Source organism: Chitinophaga sp. YR627, assembly GCF_900114995.1.
GTDB lineage: Bacteria > Bacteroidota > Bacteroidia > Chitinophagales > Chitinophagaceae > Chitinophaga.
On the sequence record NZ_FOUX01000002.1, the window covers coordinates 1,594,155 to 1,608,707 of the forward strand.

A 14,553-nucleotide genomic window follows, 5' to 3' on the forward strand; every position below is an offset into this window, starting at 1 on the left:
CCTTTTAAAACAAACGGATATCGTGTAAGTTTTTCCGCAGTTTACGCTTTTTATCCGGATGGCACAGTTATTACGATAGCATACTTATCTACTCATTTAAAATAGCTTCATTATGAATACCGATACTTCGAACTGGGGAGATCTGATATTTGATAAACTACACAGATGGACGGCTGCGGGGATTAAAATGTTGCCTAATATGGCCGTTGCCGCATTGGTGGTCATTGCATTCTTTTTTCTGGCCAGGCTGATCAAACTGCTGGTGTATAAGTTCGTACTAAAGGTATCGCATACGCCAGCCCTGAGTGGCCTATTTGCTAACCTGATATCTGTGCTGGTCACCCTGATCGGTCTGTTTGTCGCCCTGGATGTACTGAAACTGGAAAAGGCGGTGTCTTCTCTCCTTGCCGGCGCCGGTATCATCGGTCTGGCTTTGGGTTTTGCTTTCCAGGACCTTACGGCCAATTTCATCTCGGGTATCTTTATCACTTTCCGCCGGCCTTTTGAAGTAGGTCATCAGATAGAGACCAATGGATTTACGGGTAATGTGGAGGAAATACAGCTGCGCTCTACGCTGATCCGCACAATGGATGGACTGCATGTCATTATCCCCAACAAGGAGATCTTCCAGAAACCAATCATCAATCACTCCCTGACACCGGAAAGACGGGCAGAGATCACGTTCAATGTTCCGGCGGTACATGACAGTACCTTGCAGATAAAGCAACTGATCACAGCTGCATTGAAGGATGTGGATAATCTCTCTGAAAAACAGGAGCCCGCTGTCTATTTCTCGAATATAGACGGGGCTAATCTCAAAGTCACTGTTTCCTGCTGGATCATCAACCAGGACATACGCACTTTCGAAAACACAAAGAATGAAATCATTATAAAGATAACCACTGTGTTAAAGGACGGTAAGCTGATCTGATTTTTCCTATCTTAGCCCCTTATTAAAGGGAGCTTATATATGAAAGGATTTATTGCTTTTACATTAGTCAGCCTGGCTTTTATAACCGGTTTGGGATACTTTTTTCCCTGGGCATGGTGGTTATTGGTGCCGGTTGCGCCATTGATTATCACCGGATTGGTGGATATCACCCAAAAAAGACATGCCATTATGCGTAACTACCCGATTGTGGGTCGTCTGCGCTATTTTATGGAGGACATCCGTCCGAAGATCTATCAGTATTTCGTAGAAAGCGACATCGATGGTAGTCCGATCAACCGTGTTGACCGCTCCACGATCTATCAGCGTGCAAAAAGGGAATTAAACTCTCAACCGTTTGGTACCCAGTTCAATGTATACGCTGAAGGTTACGAGTGGATGGCGCATTCCATTGCGCCAAGGGCATTCGAAAGTATGAATAAAGACCCAAGGGTACTGATTGGCGGTAGTGACTGTAAACAGCCCTATTCTGCCAGTATCCTGAATGTGTCAGCCATGAGTTATGGTTCCCTCAGTTCCAATGCGGTAGAAGCACTGAACGGAGGCGCCAAACTGGGCGGTTTTGCACATAATACCGGCGAGGGCGGTATCAGTGAACACCACCTGAACCAGGGCGGTGATATCATCTGGCAGATCGGTACCGGTTATTTTGGTTGTCGTAATGCGGAAGGTAATTTTGATGAGAAATTGTTCTCCGAAAAATGCGCCCTCCCCAATATCAAGATGATCGAACTGAAAATATCACAGGGTGCAAAACCAGGACACGGTGGTATATTACCTGCGTCCAAGAACACGCCTGAGATTGCAGCGATCCGTCACGTGAAACCGCACACCACTGTTGCTTCACCTCCTTATCATACTGCATTCGGTTCTCCAAGACAGATGGTGCAGTTCATCTCCCGTATGCGTCAGCTGAGCGATGGTAAGCCTGTTGGTTTTAAGCTCTGTATTGGTCAGAAAAGAGAGTTCCATGCCATCTGTAAAGCGATGCTGGAAACCGGCTTTTATCCTGACTTTATCACTGTTGATGGTGGTGAAGGTGGTACCGGTGCAGCGCCTCCTGAATTCTCCAACTCAGTAGGTATGCCCCTGATGGATGCGCTGGCTTTTGTACATGATACCCTGACCGGCTACAACATCCGTCATAAAGTAAAACTGATCGCATCCGGTAAAGTACTCACAGGTTTCCATCTGCTCCGTGCCATGGCATTAGGTGCTGACGCCTGCAACAGTGCACGTGCAATGATGATGGCCCTGGGTTGTATACAGGCCCTGGTGTGTAATACCAACAAGTGTCCAACCGGCGTGGCTACCCAGGACAAATGGCTGATGGCTGGTCTTGTGGTGGATGATAAAAAACATCGTGTGGCCAACTATCACCAGGATACCATCGAAAGCGCGATCGAACTCGCTGCTGCCGCCGGACTGGATACACCGCACGGTATTACCCGTAGTCATATTTCCCGTCGTGTGTTTATGAACCAGGTGAAGACCTTTGAAGAGATCTATCCGGGTGCACAGGTAGGAGGATTGCTGAATAGTCAGGAAATGGAGACGATCAGTATTGATAAATGGCAGTAGAGCGCTGCGCTTGTGGCAATTAAGAATTAAAAATTAAGGATTAAGAATCTGAGGCAATAGGATTTTCAAAAATGATTTATTTTCAGAGTTAGTCTTTAAAACAAATAAAAAGCAAATGCGCTTCAAATGTTGAAGCGCATTTGCTTTTTATACAGGCAATGATTTCCCCAATTCTTAATTCTTAATCCTTAATTCTTAATTTTTTTACTACATTCATTCTGTCGACCAAAACTAAAATTGTTGCCCATCCATGAATGCCCGCTTGCTGAAATTCAGTCTATTCCTTTTACTTCACCTATGCATTGTATCTCAACTATTTGCACAGGAACGTCTGCGCATTGACAGTATCAGTGTCCTGTATGCAGATACCAGCGGCCAGGCTTCGCCCTATTTTCTGGTCAGATTCAGGGATTTTCCGGGGAATGAAGTGCTGTCCAGACATGGACTCGTCCGCTCATTAAGCAGTGAACATCACATCCTGCAGGATGTCAGATTTGATACTGCAGAGGTCAAAAAGGTGCTCACTATTAATAAAGCGAATTATAACTGGAAATGCAGCGATCAGCTGGTACAGGAACTGAGTAAAACTACGTTGCAGGATAGCATACGGGTACAGGTATCTTATACACAGGACATCCGGCAGTTACGCTATTGCCGTCCTTTCAGTATTGCGACGGATTACCCGGTGGCGCTGGCAGTCGTGCAGAAGAGAGACTGGGTATTATTCACCGCACAGGAACAGGTACGTTTTGCCGACAGATTACGTACACCGCAAACAGAGGTGATCATCAACAATGCATTACCTTCCATTGACTTTATTAACGCATTACAGCAACAATATCCTGATCTGCAGGGGGCACATCATATCGTGGGCATCAAGGAAGAACTGTTTGACACAACAGACATTGACCTGCTGGGCAAATCAGTTCCTTCTCCCCTGGCTGCCAATACCCTGAATCCGCATGCGACCATGATGGCCACCCTGATCGCAGGGACCGGGAATGCAGGGCTAAGAGGAAAAGGCGTAGCAATCAAAGCAAGGCTCAGTTCTTCCGACTACCTGCGCCTCCTGCCCGATCCAAATGATTACTTCAAAAACGCAGGTATCAGTCTGCAGAATCACTCCTACGGTACCACCATCGAAAACCAATATGCCGCAGAAGCGGCCGCATATGACGCGCAGGTGTTTACACTGGATACCCTGTTACATGTCTTTTCTTCTGGTAATATCGGCAATACGGCCCCACAGGAGGGACTTTATAAAGGCCTGACGGGGTACGCTAACCTGAGCGGTACTTTCAAACAATCCAAAAATGTACTCATAGCCGGCGGCGTAGATACCAATTACTTTGTACCCGCACTAAGTTCCAAAGGACCCACTTTTGACGGACGCATTACGCCGCAGGTGGTTGCCTTCGGACAAGCCGGTACATCAGACGCAGCTGCGACTACCACCGGCATTGCCACACTGGTACAGGAGGCTTATATGCAGACATATAGCGGAAGGCCATCCGCCTCCATGGTAAAAGCGATACTGATCAATAGTGCGGATGATACCGGTACACCCGGCCCGGATTATAGCAGCGGTTTTGGTATCCTGAACGCATTGGCGGCTGTAAAAACAATAAAGGATAAACACGTATTCAGCGGCGTAGTTGCTGCGAATAATACCGCCAGTTTTCCACTGACGATCCCGGCTAATACAGCCCTTCTAAAAGCAACACTCGTATGGAATGATCCTCCGGCTTCAGAGCTGGCCGTAAAAGCCCTGCTGAATGACCTGGACCTTTCTTTTACAGAAGAAACCGGAAAGCAGCACCTTCCCTGGGTATTGAGCACTTATCCACATGCAGATTCACTAAAGAAACCTGCCTATAAGGGACGTGATACCCTGAATAACATTGAACAGATCACCATCGATATGCCGACAGCAGGCAAAGGAGAGTTGATCGTACGCGCCGGTCAGCTACGTGCTGGTACTACACAACGTTTTTCACTGGCGTATCAGTTTGTGCCGGTATCTTCTTTTGAATGGCAATATCCGGCGGCAGGGGAACAACTCATTTCCGGCAGCAATATATCCGTTCGCTGGCGCACCCTGCATCCCGGCAATGGCACACTGGCTTACAGTATCGACAGTGGCGCTACCTGGACGATCATCGCAGCCAATATCCCCTTATATGCCGGCAATACCCGCTGGAATATCCCGGCAGTATTCAGTCAGGGTTTACTGCGTATCACAGCTACAGATACCAGCTGGATCAGCGCTCCTTTCAATATATCGCCACCCGTAGGGATCAATATCGGCTTTAACTGTCCGGATACGTTGCAGGTCTACTGGCGGAGCATACAAAATGCAGCCGCCTATGATGTACAGACGGTGACAGGACAAACCCTCTCCCGGCTGACACTCACTCCTGATACCATCCTCTCTATCCCTAAAACCCAGTTACATTCTTCCTTTATCACCATCCGTCCTGTGCATAAAGATGGATGGACCGGTATGCAGAGCAGCACCTACAACTATGACCAGCAGGGTGTTAGCTGCTTCTTCCGGCAGGTCCTGGCTGATGTAATGGAAGATAACAGTGTTGATATTTCCGTGGTGCTGAGTTCTTTACTGCGGATAAAGAAAGTTTATTGGGAAAGACTGCAGGGGAATGATTTTGTGACGCTTTCTTCACAGGATATTGGTGCGGAAGATACTTACATCTTTAAAGATATTCCGGGACGTTCCGGCATCTTCTATTACAGGGTTAAACTGGAGCTGACAGACGGACGGATCATCTATTCTGATATCCAGTCGATACAGCTGCTGATCAACCAGGATTTCCACCTTTTCCCGGTACCGGCAGGACAGGAATTAACCCTGATCAGCAACAGACTGGGCGACTTCCAGGTACGGATCGCAGACATGACCGGACGTACCATCTTTATAGGCCCGCTTACCAGTGTACGACAGACATATTCCCTAAAAGGAATAGCGCCCGGCGTATACCTGTGTGTGATATACGAGGGCGCTCAGAAAATATTTGTAAAACGCTTTATTAAAGCGGGTGATTAAACTATCTGATCTTCACAACGAACATATTGTTACCAAGATCACCCGGACGTAAGCCCGACAGATCTACTACGCAGTCTTTTCCCTGCTGTTTCCAGGTGAAGGCTTTGTCACTGCCCAGAATCACTGCTTTCGCCTGTTTAGCCGGTGTAAAGTCTTTGATACGCAGCTGTGGAGTATAACCAGTTGCGATACAGTATAAAGCGTCGTCCTTTTTCGTAAAGAATAGCTCGATGTGTGCATATTCTTTGGAAGGCTTTATCATCCTGGCAACGTTATAGTCTGACATAAAGCTGGCTTCCTTTACCACCGGACGGTTGCCCGCACTCCATTGACGAGTTTCTTTCCATGGTGTGGTATTGTAAATAGCTTCTCCATTGATTTCCAGCCAGGCGCCGATATCCACCAGGCGTTGCTGCATGATCACCGGAATTCTGCCATCAGCGGTGGGGCCGATATCCAGTAAGAGGTTACCACCACGGGATACGATGTCAACCAGCAATACGACCAGGTCATTACTCTTTTTGTAATCATTTACTGTCTCCATCCGGTTGTAACCATAGGAACTGCCAATACCCTGGCTTTCTTCCCATACCACACCCGGCTGCATACCACTCCCATATTCAGAAGTCAGATAGGTAGCGCCGTTGTTATGTCCCCTGGTATTGCTACCCCAGCGATCATCCACCGCTACTTCGTCCTTTACAGGTGATTCATTGAATAACCAGGCCAGCAATTCCGCACTGTGCCAGGCGGTATCTGACTGTTCCCATTCTCCGTCAGAGAAGATCACAGAAGGTTTATAACGGGTCACCAGGTCTTTGAACTGAGGCGTCATCACGTTTTTCACGTAGCTGGCCTTGTCTTTCTTCCAGAGTGGGTTGAACCACTCGTATAAGGAGTAATAATATCCCATTTTCAGTCCGGCTTTTCTTACCTCGCTGGTCAGGTCACCCAGCAGGTCTCTTTTAGGTGTACCGGTCACGGCATTCCAGGGTCTGCCCCATACAGAATCAGCCTGTTTATTATCCCAGAGGCAGTAGCCTTCATGGTGTTTGGAGGTCAGCACGACATATTTGGCACCGGAACGTTTGAAGACGTCGGCCCACTGTGCAGGATCAAATAACTCGGCTTTGAACTGTGATTCAAACTGCTGATAGCCAAAGTCCTTTCCATAGTTTTTATCATGAAAAGCGCGTACTTTCTTATGCGTTTCATCATTAGCACCATCCAGCTGATACCAGTACCATTCTGAATAACCACCCGGACCGACCACTGCAAAGGAAGGTACCGCATACACACCCCAGTGTATGAAGATCCCGAACTTCGCCTGATTGAACCAGGCAGGGATACCTCGCTTGTTCAACGATGCCCAGTCGGCAGAATATTTCTGGGCGGCCAGTGGCGCACAGCCTAAGAGGAATGCGGCTGCATAGAGAATGATCTTTTTCATAACAGTAGTTGATAGTAAGAGACCGTGATTGATAAACGATATTTAAATATAAAATGACAGGGCATGAATTCCTAATAGCATCTGCACCTGAACCGGTAGTATATTCAGGGAATGTGAAGGCGTCATCAGCTCAGCCGGTGAATTAAATAGAAATAGGCTGTCTGCCATATAGCAAACAGCCTATTCTGTTGGTTATTTCAGTGGATAGTCAGTGACTATCCTGTTGATTTTATTTACATCTCCAGCGCTCCTGCAGCTGCTTCATCCACAAACCAGTGCAGTTCTCCATCCTGTGGACGGATCAGCTGGGAAGGGAATTTTTCAGCGTCGAAGTCGCCTTCTATTACACTTTTCAGCGTCAGGGCTTTACCGTTACCGGTAGCCATGAATACTACGCAGGCAGCTTCATTTACAACTGGAGCCGTCAGTGTGATACGGTACATATCCTGCGCCTGCAGGAAGAAGGCTTTTACCCACGCTTTCTTTTCGTGTACGATCGGCAGACCGGGGAAGAGGGACAGGGTATGTCCGTCGTCGCCCATACCTAACAGTACGAGATCAAAAGTGGTATCGCTGTCTTCGAAGTATTGCTTCAGGATAGACTCGTATTCTTTTGCTGCGGCTTCCGGTTCGATATCCGTGCGCATTACATGGATATTTTCAGAAGGTACACCTACTACGTCCAGCAGGGTTTCGTAAGCCATACGGGCATTGTTACGCTCATCTTCAAAAGGTACAGCCCTTTCGTCGCCCCAGAAGAAGTGAATTTTCTCCCATGGGATGATCAGTTTATAAGGCTCTTTTGTGAGCAGCGTGTATAATGCCTTTGGCGTACTTCCCCCGGAGAGCGCCCATGTAAAGATGGGCTGGTCCTGTAATACTTCCTGGATGTAATTGCTGATCCAGGCGGCCAGGTTTTCACTCAGTTCCTGGGTGTTCTTTGCTATGTGTAATTCCATTTCTCTTATTTAGGTAGATTGATCCAGGCATGTCCATCTCTTGCGATCATGGCGTCTGCATCTTCAGGACCCCAGGAATCAGGAGCGTAGTTAGGGAAGTCAACCGGAGTGCGGGATTCCCATGTTTCCAGGATCGGCATTACCACTTTCCAGGCAGCTTCTACCTGGTCAGCACGCATGAACAGGGTAGCATCTCCTTCCATTACATCCAGCAGCAGTGTTTCGTATGCTTCAGGCGCATGGTCATCACCGTACTGACGATCGAAGTTGAATACCATTTCCACTGGGTCCAGTTCCATGCTCTGACCCGGGCGTTTTGCCTGGAAGCGGATACGGATATCCATTTCCGGCTGGATGCTGATGGTCAGGCGGTTTGGACGCCATGTTTCTGCTGATTCGGCAGGGAACGCGTAGTGCGGCGCCTGACGGAACTGCAGCGTGATATTGGTCGCTTTCTGGTGCATGTTCTTACCGGTACGTACATAGAACGGTACACCCTGCCAGCGCCAGTTGTCAACATAGAATTTAACGGCTGCGTAAGTTTCAGTAGCTGATTCAGGATCTACACCTTTCTCTTCACGGTAACCAGGCATCTGTTTACCTTGTCTCCAGCCAGCAGAATACTGACCACGTACAGCGTTCTCATGGATCTTATCCTTGGTGAACTTACGGATTGCGTTCAGTACGTCCACTTTCTTGTTACGGATCTCGTTTGCATCGAATGATACAGGCGCTTCCATAGCGATCATACACATTACCTGCAGGATGTGGTTCTGCACCATATCGCGCAGTGCACCGGAGTTCTCGTAGTAACCGCCACGACCTTCCAGGCCTACGGTTTCGGAAGCGGTGATCTGTATGTGATCTATGTAGTTTCGATTCCATAAAGGCTCAAACAGCGCATTCGCAAAACGCAGCGCGATGAGGTTCTGTACGGTTTCTTTACCGAGGTAGTGGTCAATACGGTAGATCTGTTCTTCAGAGAACATGCTTAACAGCAGTTCATTCAGTTCATGTGCACTTTGCAGGTCATGACCGAATGGCTTTTCTACCACGATACGGGTGCTGTGCTTATCGCTGCAAAGGTTCAGGGAACCCAGTTTCTGTGCGATAGCAGGCATCAGCTGCGGAGCAACTGACAGATAGAAGATAACATTAGGATGTTCACCCCATTCTTCTTCTTTTGCCTTTACATAATCAGTGATAGCGCTGTAAGCGGATCTGTCTTCCGCGTCCATCTGCAAATAGGTAACATGCTGACTGAAATCGTCCCAGTGGCCATTCTGCTCTCCTTTACGACGGGAGAACTTCTTGATACCATCCAGCAAACGTTCCCTGTAAGCGCTATTGTCATATGGGCTACGGCCAATACCGGCAATTGCAAATTTTTCCGGCATGTAATTATCGAGGAACAGGTTGTATAAAGCCGGCGAAAGTTTTCTGTAATTCAGGTCACCGCTGCCGCCGAAGATGAAGATGATGGAAGCAGGCGGACGTTTATGATTCTGCATAACAACTATATTTTATAGCTGAGAGTCCGCCTGTGGCGGACTCTCAATACTTTTTATTCTCCCCAAACGGTATGGAAACTACCAGGTATATCTATACGCTGATAGGTATGTGCACCGAAGTAATCGCGTTGTGCCTGTACCAGGTTGGTCGGCATACGCTCTGTGCGGTAAGCGTCGAAGTAAGCCAGTGCTGACATGGTGCCTGCTGCGATGGCGCCTGTCTGTGCAGCCTGTGCTACTACGGCACGTGTGTTGGCGATTGCGCCTTCCACGAGGGCTGCAATGTTCTTGTCCAGTAAGATATTAGGTAATTCCGGAGCAGCTTTGTAAGCCTGTGTGTATACTTCCAGGAGGGTAGAACGGATGATACAACCGCCTCTCCATACTTTTACTGCTTCTGGTAAAGGAATTTCCATTTGCAGTTCTTTGGATGCCTGGTGCAGCATCGCCAGACCCTGTGCATAGCTGATGATGATACCGAAATGTAATGCATCATGCACCTGTTTGATCCAGGTTTCTACCGGTACATTGAGTTTTGCATCCGGTGTCTTGTATAAAGCAGCCGCCTGAACGCGTTCTTCTTTATAACCGGATACGGTACGCAGTGCAACTGCTGTATCGATCACCGGAATAGCTACCGGCAGATCCATTGCATCCTGGGAAGTCCATTTACCGGTACCTTTTGAACCTGCTTTATCAGAGATCACATCTACCAGTCTTGCGCTGGTTTTGTCATCTTTCTGCAGGAAGATATCCGCTGTGATCTCAATCAGGAAAGATTGCAGATCACCTTCATTCCAGGTTTTAAATATCTGGTGCAGTTGATCGTTATCCAGTCCTGCCTGCTTCAGCAATGCATATGCTTCGCTGATCAGCTGCATGATGGAATACTCGATGCCATTGTGCACCATTTTAACGTAATGACCAGCACCTTCCCTACCGAGGTAGGCAACGCATGGTTCACCATTTACCTTTGCAGAAATTGCTTCCAGCATTGGTCTTACTTTTTCATAAGCTTCCTTATCGCCACCTGGCATGATGCTAGGTCCCGTACGGGCGCCTTTCTCACCGCCTGATACGCCGATGCCCATGAAATGAATACCTTTTTCGCGCAGGTATTTTACTCTGCGTAATGTATCTGTATAATGTGAGTTACCACCGTCGATCACAACATCACCTTTTTCCAGTAGTGGGATCAGTGATTCGATCACATCATCCACCGGCTGGCCGGCCGGTACCAACATCATCAGCTTGCGCGGACGCTCCAGTAACTGTACCATGGTTGCCAGTTCTGCCACTCCCTTTACAGTAGTGCCAGCTGTAGCAGCCGATTCCAGAGCCCCGGTCTTGGTACTATCTTTATCAAAACCAATAACGGAAAAACCATGATCAGCCATGTTCAGTAATAGGTTACGCCCCATTACGCCCAGACCAATCATGCCAAAATCGAATACGCTTTGTGCCATAAATTATCGTGTAAGTGCCTAAAAGAATGAAGTAAAAGTACGAATTATCAATTACCAATTGCAAATACTATTACCGGTCCTGACAAAACTATGAACATCCTATGTTAATTGCCGCCATTTGTACATTAGAATCCGCGATAAATGCAATGTTTGGGCGACTCTTAAATTTTCCTTAAATCTTACCATCCCAGGTACACCATTCCGATGCCGCATATGAGGATGGTCAGGCCTCCAAGGGCATGTACATAACGCTCCAAACGACTGGTTTTCAATACAGAAAACCCATAATAACCCAACAACACCATCCCTGTCATCGTCAGCAGTGTAAACAACGTAAAACTCACTATCAGCAGGGTCATACCGTATGTGGAATGCTGTGCCGCCGGGTAGGTCAGCAACGGGATCAATGGTTCACAGGGTCCTAACCCGAAAATGATCAGCATTACCCAGGGGGTGACTTTCATTCTCTCCTGTGGATAAACAATCTCCCCGTGTTTATGTTCATACACGTAGATCTCTCCATTGTCATACACGTCAAAATGTTTATGCACTTTATTGCTCCAGGCCCGTTTCAGTCCCCAGATCGTATATAATAATCCGAAGGTCAGCAGGGCCCATCCCGCCAGTCCTCCCCGCAGGTCTTCCACACCGCTGATCCTGGACAGAGACCAGCCCAGTCCAATACCCAGCAATCCAAGCAATACAGAGCTCCCCACATGCGCAATACCGCACAGTAAGGTCCAGGCCACCGTCTTCCCTATCTTCCAGCCTCTTACCCTGCTCAGGGCAATAAAGGGGATATAGTGATCGGGTCCCGTCACCGTGTGCAGACAGCTGATCGTAATCGCTGTCAGTATCAAGACCTGCAATTCTGTATCCATACACCCCTGATTTTAGAGTTTTCTTTCTGCGCCTGTCAACAGGGCTATCTTTTTAAATAGCGCGTATAACTGTTCTCCGCCCTGCCCCAGCACCCGCAACAGCAAAGCACCTGAGGCTGTGCGAGATACACCGGCGGTAATGTCTTTTTCTGCTGACAGACATTCGTGTATCACGTCTCCCATCGCTGTCATATCCTGTTGTTTATCATACCATAACAGGGACGCCTGATGCGAATATGTTTCCCATTGGCCTGTATTGACCGGTGATATAACAGCCGGTTCCAACACCGTTACATCCCTGAATAATAAACGCTTATCCTGCCACAGTTCCAGTGTATTCCGGTAGTAACGGCAACGGAACACTTCTCCGCTCAGCTTTCTTCCGCAGGTAATGATCTCTCCCCATAATAACCGGCAATTGTCTTCCATTTCGATACGGCTGATACTATCAAATACAGAGTCCTCATGCGGCACTGAAGGATGCGGCAGATAATACAGACTACTGCCTTCCGCCATCTTTACCAGTAAACGCTGTCTGGCGCCATGCTGCATGTTAAAGATCCGTTGATACGCCTGCGTATACAGGTGTACAGAAGTATCCTTTTCCAGGCTGATGGAGATCTGGTAAAAATCTCCATCCAGTATACCCGGCGAAGCCGTCATCATGGTCAGATGCAGATCGCCTTTCCTGCTACCACTAATATCCGCCACTTTAAATGGCCGGGTAAAATAACAGTGTTGCAGATAGGTATGCGTTCCTCTGGCAGCAGCCCTGATATCCAGTTCACTGGTCATTGCAGCAATGCCGGCTCCTCCACGGCTTCCAGTAACGCATACTTTCTGATCCAGCCGATGACGGTATCCAGTCCGTCCAGCGTCATCAGGTTAGTGAATACAAAAGGTCTGCCCTGGCGCATTTTACGGGCATCCCGCTCCATTACTTCCAGACTCGCTCCTACATAAGGCGCCAGGTCTATCTTGTTGATCACCAGCAGGTCTGAACGGGTGATACCTGGTCCGCCTTTACGGGGTATTTTATCGCCTTCCGCGACGTCAATGACAAAGATGGTCACATCTGCCAGATCGGGGCTGAAAGTGGCGGAAAGGTTATCTCCACCGCTTTCAATGAATATGATCTCCACATCCGGAAAACGGGTAGCTATTTCTTCTACGGCTTCCAGGTTCATACTGGCATCTTCCCGGATAGCGGTATGCGGACAACCGCCTGTTTCCACACCAATAATCCTTTCGGCTGGCAACAGGCTATTGGTCACCAGGAATTCAGCATCTTCTTTTGTGTAGATATCGTTGGTGATCACCGCCAGACTATACTGCTGATGCAATTGTCTGGACAGTCTTTCTATCAATGCGGTTTTTCCTGCACCCACAGGGCCGGCTACGCCTATCTTGATATATCTGCGTGCTTCCATTGTCGCAACTGTTTACAAAATGAAAATATACGGTACGCGCGTACATACGCGCCGTGCTTAAGACATGTACAATCTCGAATACAAACGTTCATGCTGCATACTTCTGATATCAAATCCGAAGCTGCAACGTCCTGCCATATCACGGGGTATCTCCAGTGTACGCGCAACCAGCGCCGGCAACTCCGGCAACAGTTCAAAAAGGATCTGTTGCCCCTGCTGCTGACCCAGCGGAATCAGCTTTACACTGTTAGTTACCATACCGGTGGCAGCATTGTAATAAAAGGCGGTTAGCGCCTCTTCCAGTGGAATACCGGATAAAGCGGCATACACACCAAATACCAGACAGTAATGCCCAAGTGCTTCTCCTGCTTTTATCTGCTCCCGGTAGCATTCACCGGTAGCATGTACGACCAGTGGAGATAACAACTTTAACAGCCGGACGCCCAGTTTCTGACTGGCCATCCGCAACTCCTGTGGCGCTTTTAAGGCAGTGCATTCCTGATCCAGTGCCACGATGGCGGCAATATCTCCCTCCATTGCAGCACGATAAGCCAGTACGGCAAATAAGGCGTCGTTATAAGGCAGATTATGTTCCAGCATATTACGGATAAAAGCAGCTGCGCCCGGACCGTCTTTGACAAGTCCCTGTTGCACATAGGTTTCCAGTCCGCCGGAATGCGTATACGCCCCTATCGGCAAAGTAGGATCGCTTAAATGTAAAAGGTATGGTAACCAGGTGTGCATAATGGGCTATTTTCCTGCCAGCTGCATGATCTTACTGAAGAGGGAGCCGGAGCTGCCATGTTCATGCGGAATGACGTTGCTTCTGAGCATATTGGTCAGTGTCCGGAGTTCTTTTGCCGGTGAATATCCTTTTGCTTCCAGCCAGCGGAATAAAGGTTCTTCAAATGGCACCAGCACCTCATTTCCATCCAGGAAAAGTGGCAGGTGTTTATTCCCGATCTCATAACAGATCGTCGCCATATCCGTCATCGTTGCCGGTCGCAGCACAATGGCCTGTGCCGGCAGAATGCTGACCACAATGGCTTTTTTATCATCCATCCACACAATATCCCCCTGTTGCAGCATAGGTGATTCCCGCATAAAACGTAGCGCCACTTCCTGTCCTCCAAGTGTATAGCGGCGCAATACGCGTTTCCCTGTTTCAAACCATTCCAGCTGCAACGGATCAGTGATCCGGGGTTCTGTCGGACAGGTAACGATATTGCCTTCTATTTTTTCTATAATGATCATAGCTGTAT

12 protein-coding genes are annotated in these 14,553 nt (G+C 48.1%); 3 read left to right on the plus strand and 9 right to left on the minus strand.

Features of this window, described 5'->3' with window-relative positions; translation table 11 throughout:
* Positions 1 to 112: 112 nt before the first annotated feature.
* From BMZ72_RS15125 to BMZ72_RS15135, 3 genes are all read left to right on the plus strand, one after another.
* Positions 113 to 931: a mechanosensitive ion channel family protein gene (locus tag BMZ72_RS15125; RefSeq protein WP_089809626.1), complete on the plus strand. Its 819-nt coding sequence runs from the start codon at positions 113 to 115 to the stop codon at positions 929 to 931.
* 39 nt (positions 932 to 970) lie between these two features.
* Positions 971 to 2,530: an FMN-binding glutamate synthase family protein gene (locus BMZ72_RS15130; protein ID WP_089809628.1), complete on the plus strand. Its 1,560-nt coding sequence runs from the start codon at positions 971 to 973 to the stop codon at positions 2,528 to 2,530.
* A gap of 250 nt (positions 2,531 to 2,780) precedes the next feature.
* Positions 2,781 to 5,594, plus strand: coding sequence for a S8 family peptidase (locus BMZ72_RS15135; RefSeq protein ID WP_089809630.1), 2,814 nt, complete (start codon positions 2,781 to 2,783; stop codon positions 5,592 to 5,594).
* A 1-nt stretch (position 5,595) separates the two neighbouring features.
* Here BMZ72_RS15135 and BMZ72_RS15140 read toward each other — a convergent pair whose 3' ends face one another.
* The 9 genes from BMZ72_RS15140 to ureE form a co-directional block, all read right to left on the minus strand.
* Positions 5,596 to 7,044, minus strand: a complete 1,449-nt coding sequence (locus BMZ72_RS15140; protein WP_089809632.1) for an alpha-L-fucosidase — start codon at positions 7,042 to 7,044, stop codon at positions 5,596 to 5,598.
* Between the two features lie 233 nt (positions 7,045 to 7,277).
* The gene (pgl, locus tag BMZ72_RS15145; protein ID WP_089809634.1) at positions 7,278 to 8,003 is read right to left on the minus strand and encodes a 6-phosphogluconolactonase; all 726 of its coding nucleotides are present in this window, start codon (positions 8,001 to 8,003) and stop codon (positions 7,278 to 7,280) included.
* Between the two features lie 5 nt (positions 8,004 to 8,008).
* A complete protein-coding gene (gene zwf / locus BMZ72_RS15150) occupies positions 8,009 to 9,514 on the minus strand; it encodes a glucose-6-phosphate dehydrogenase (RefSeq protein WP_089809636.1) in 1,506 nt (501 codons plus the stop codon).
* A 53-nt stretch (positions 9,515 to 9,567) separates the two neighbouring features.
* Positions 9,568 to 10,980, minus strand: a complete 1,413-nt coding sequence (gndA, locus tag BMZ72_RS15155; RefSeq protein ID WP_089809638.1) for an NADP-dependent phosphogluconate dehydrogenase — start codon at positions 10,978 to 10,980, stop codon at positions 9,568 to 9,570.
* Positions 10,981 to 11,159: 179 nt separating this feature from the next.
* Positions 11,160 to 11,861 (minus strand): urease accessory protein UreH domain-containing protein, encoded by a 702-nt coding sequence (locus BMZ72_RS15160; RefSeq protein ID WP_089809640.1) that lies wholly within the window; start codon positions 11,859 to 11,861, stop codon positions 11,160 to 11,162.
* 12 nt (positions 11,862 to 11,873) lie between these two features.
* The gene (locus BMZ72_RS15165; RefSeq protein WP_089809642.1) at positions 11,874 to 12,656 is read right to left on the minus strand and encodes an urease accessory protein UreD; all 783 of its coding nucleotides are present in this window, start codon (positions 12,654 to 12,656) and stop codon (positions 11,874 to 11,876) included.
* A complete protein-coding gene (gene ureG / locus BMZ72_RS15170) occupies positions 12,653 to 13,291 on the minus strand; it encodes an urease accessory protein UreG (RefSeq protein ID WP_089809644.1) in 639 nt (212 codons plus the stop codon). Before ureG ends, BMZ72_RS15165 begins: the two co-directional genes overlap by 4 nt.
* A gap of 57 nt (positions 13,292 to 13,348) precedes the next feature.
* On the minus strand, positions 13,349 to 14,035 hold the full coding sequence (locus BMZ72_RS15175) for an urease accessory protein UreF (protein WP_089809646.1): 687 nt from the start codon (positions 14,033 to 14,035) through the stop codon (positions 13,349 to 13,351).
* 6 nt (positions 14,036 to 14,041) lie between these two features.
* On the minus strand, positions 14,042 to 14,545 hold the full coding sequence (gene ureE / locus BMZ72_RS15180) for an urease accessory protein UreE (protein WP_089809648.1): 504 nt from the start codon (positions 14,543 to 14,545) through the stop codon (positions 14,042 to 14,044).
* Positions 14,546 to 14,553 lie beyond the last annotated feature (8 nt).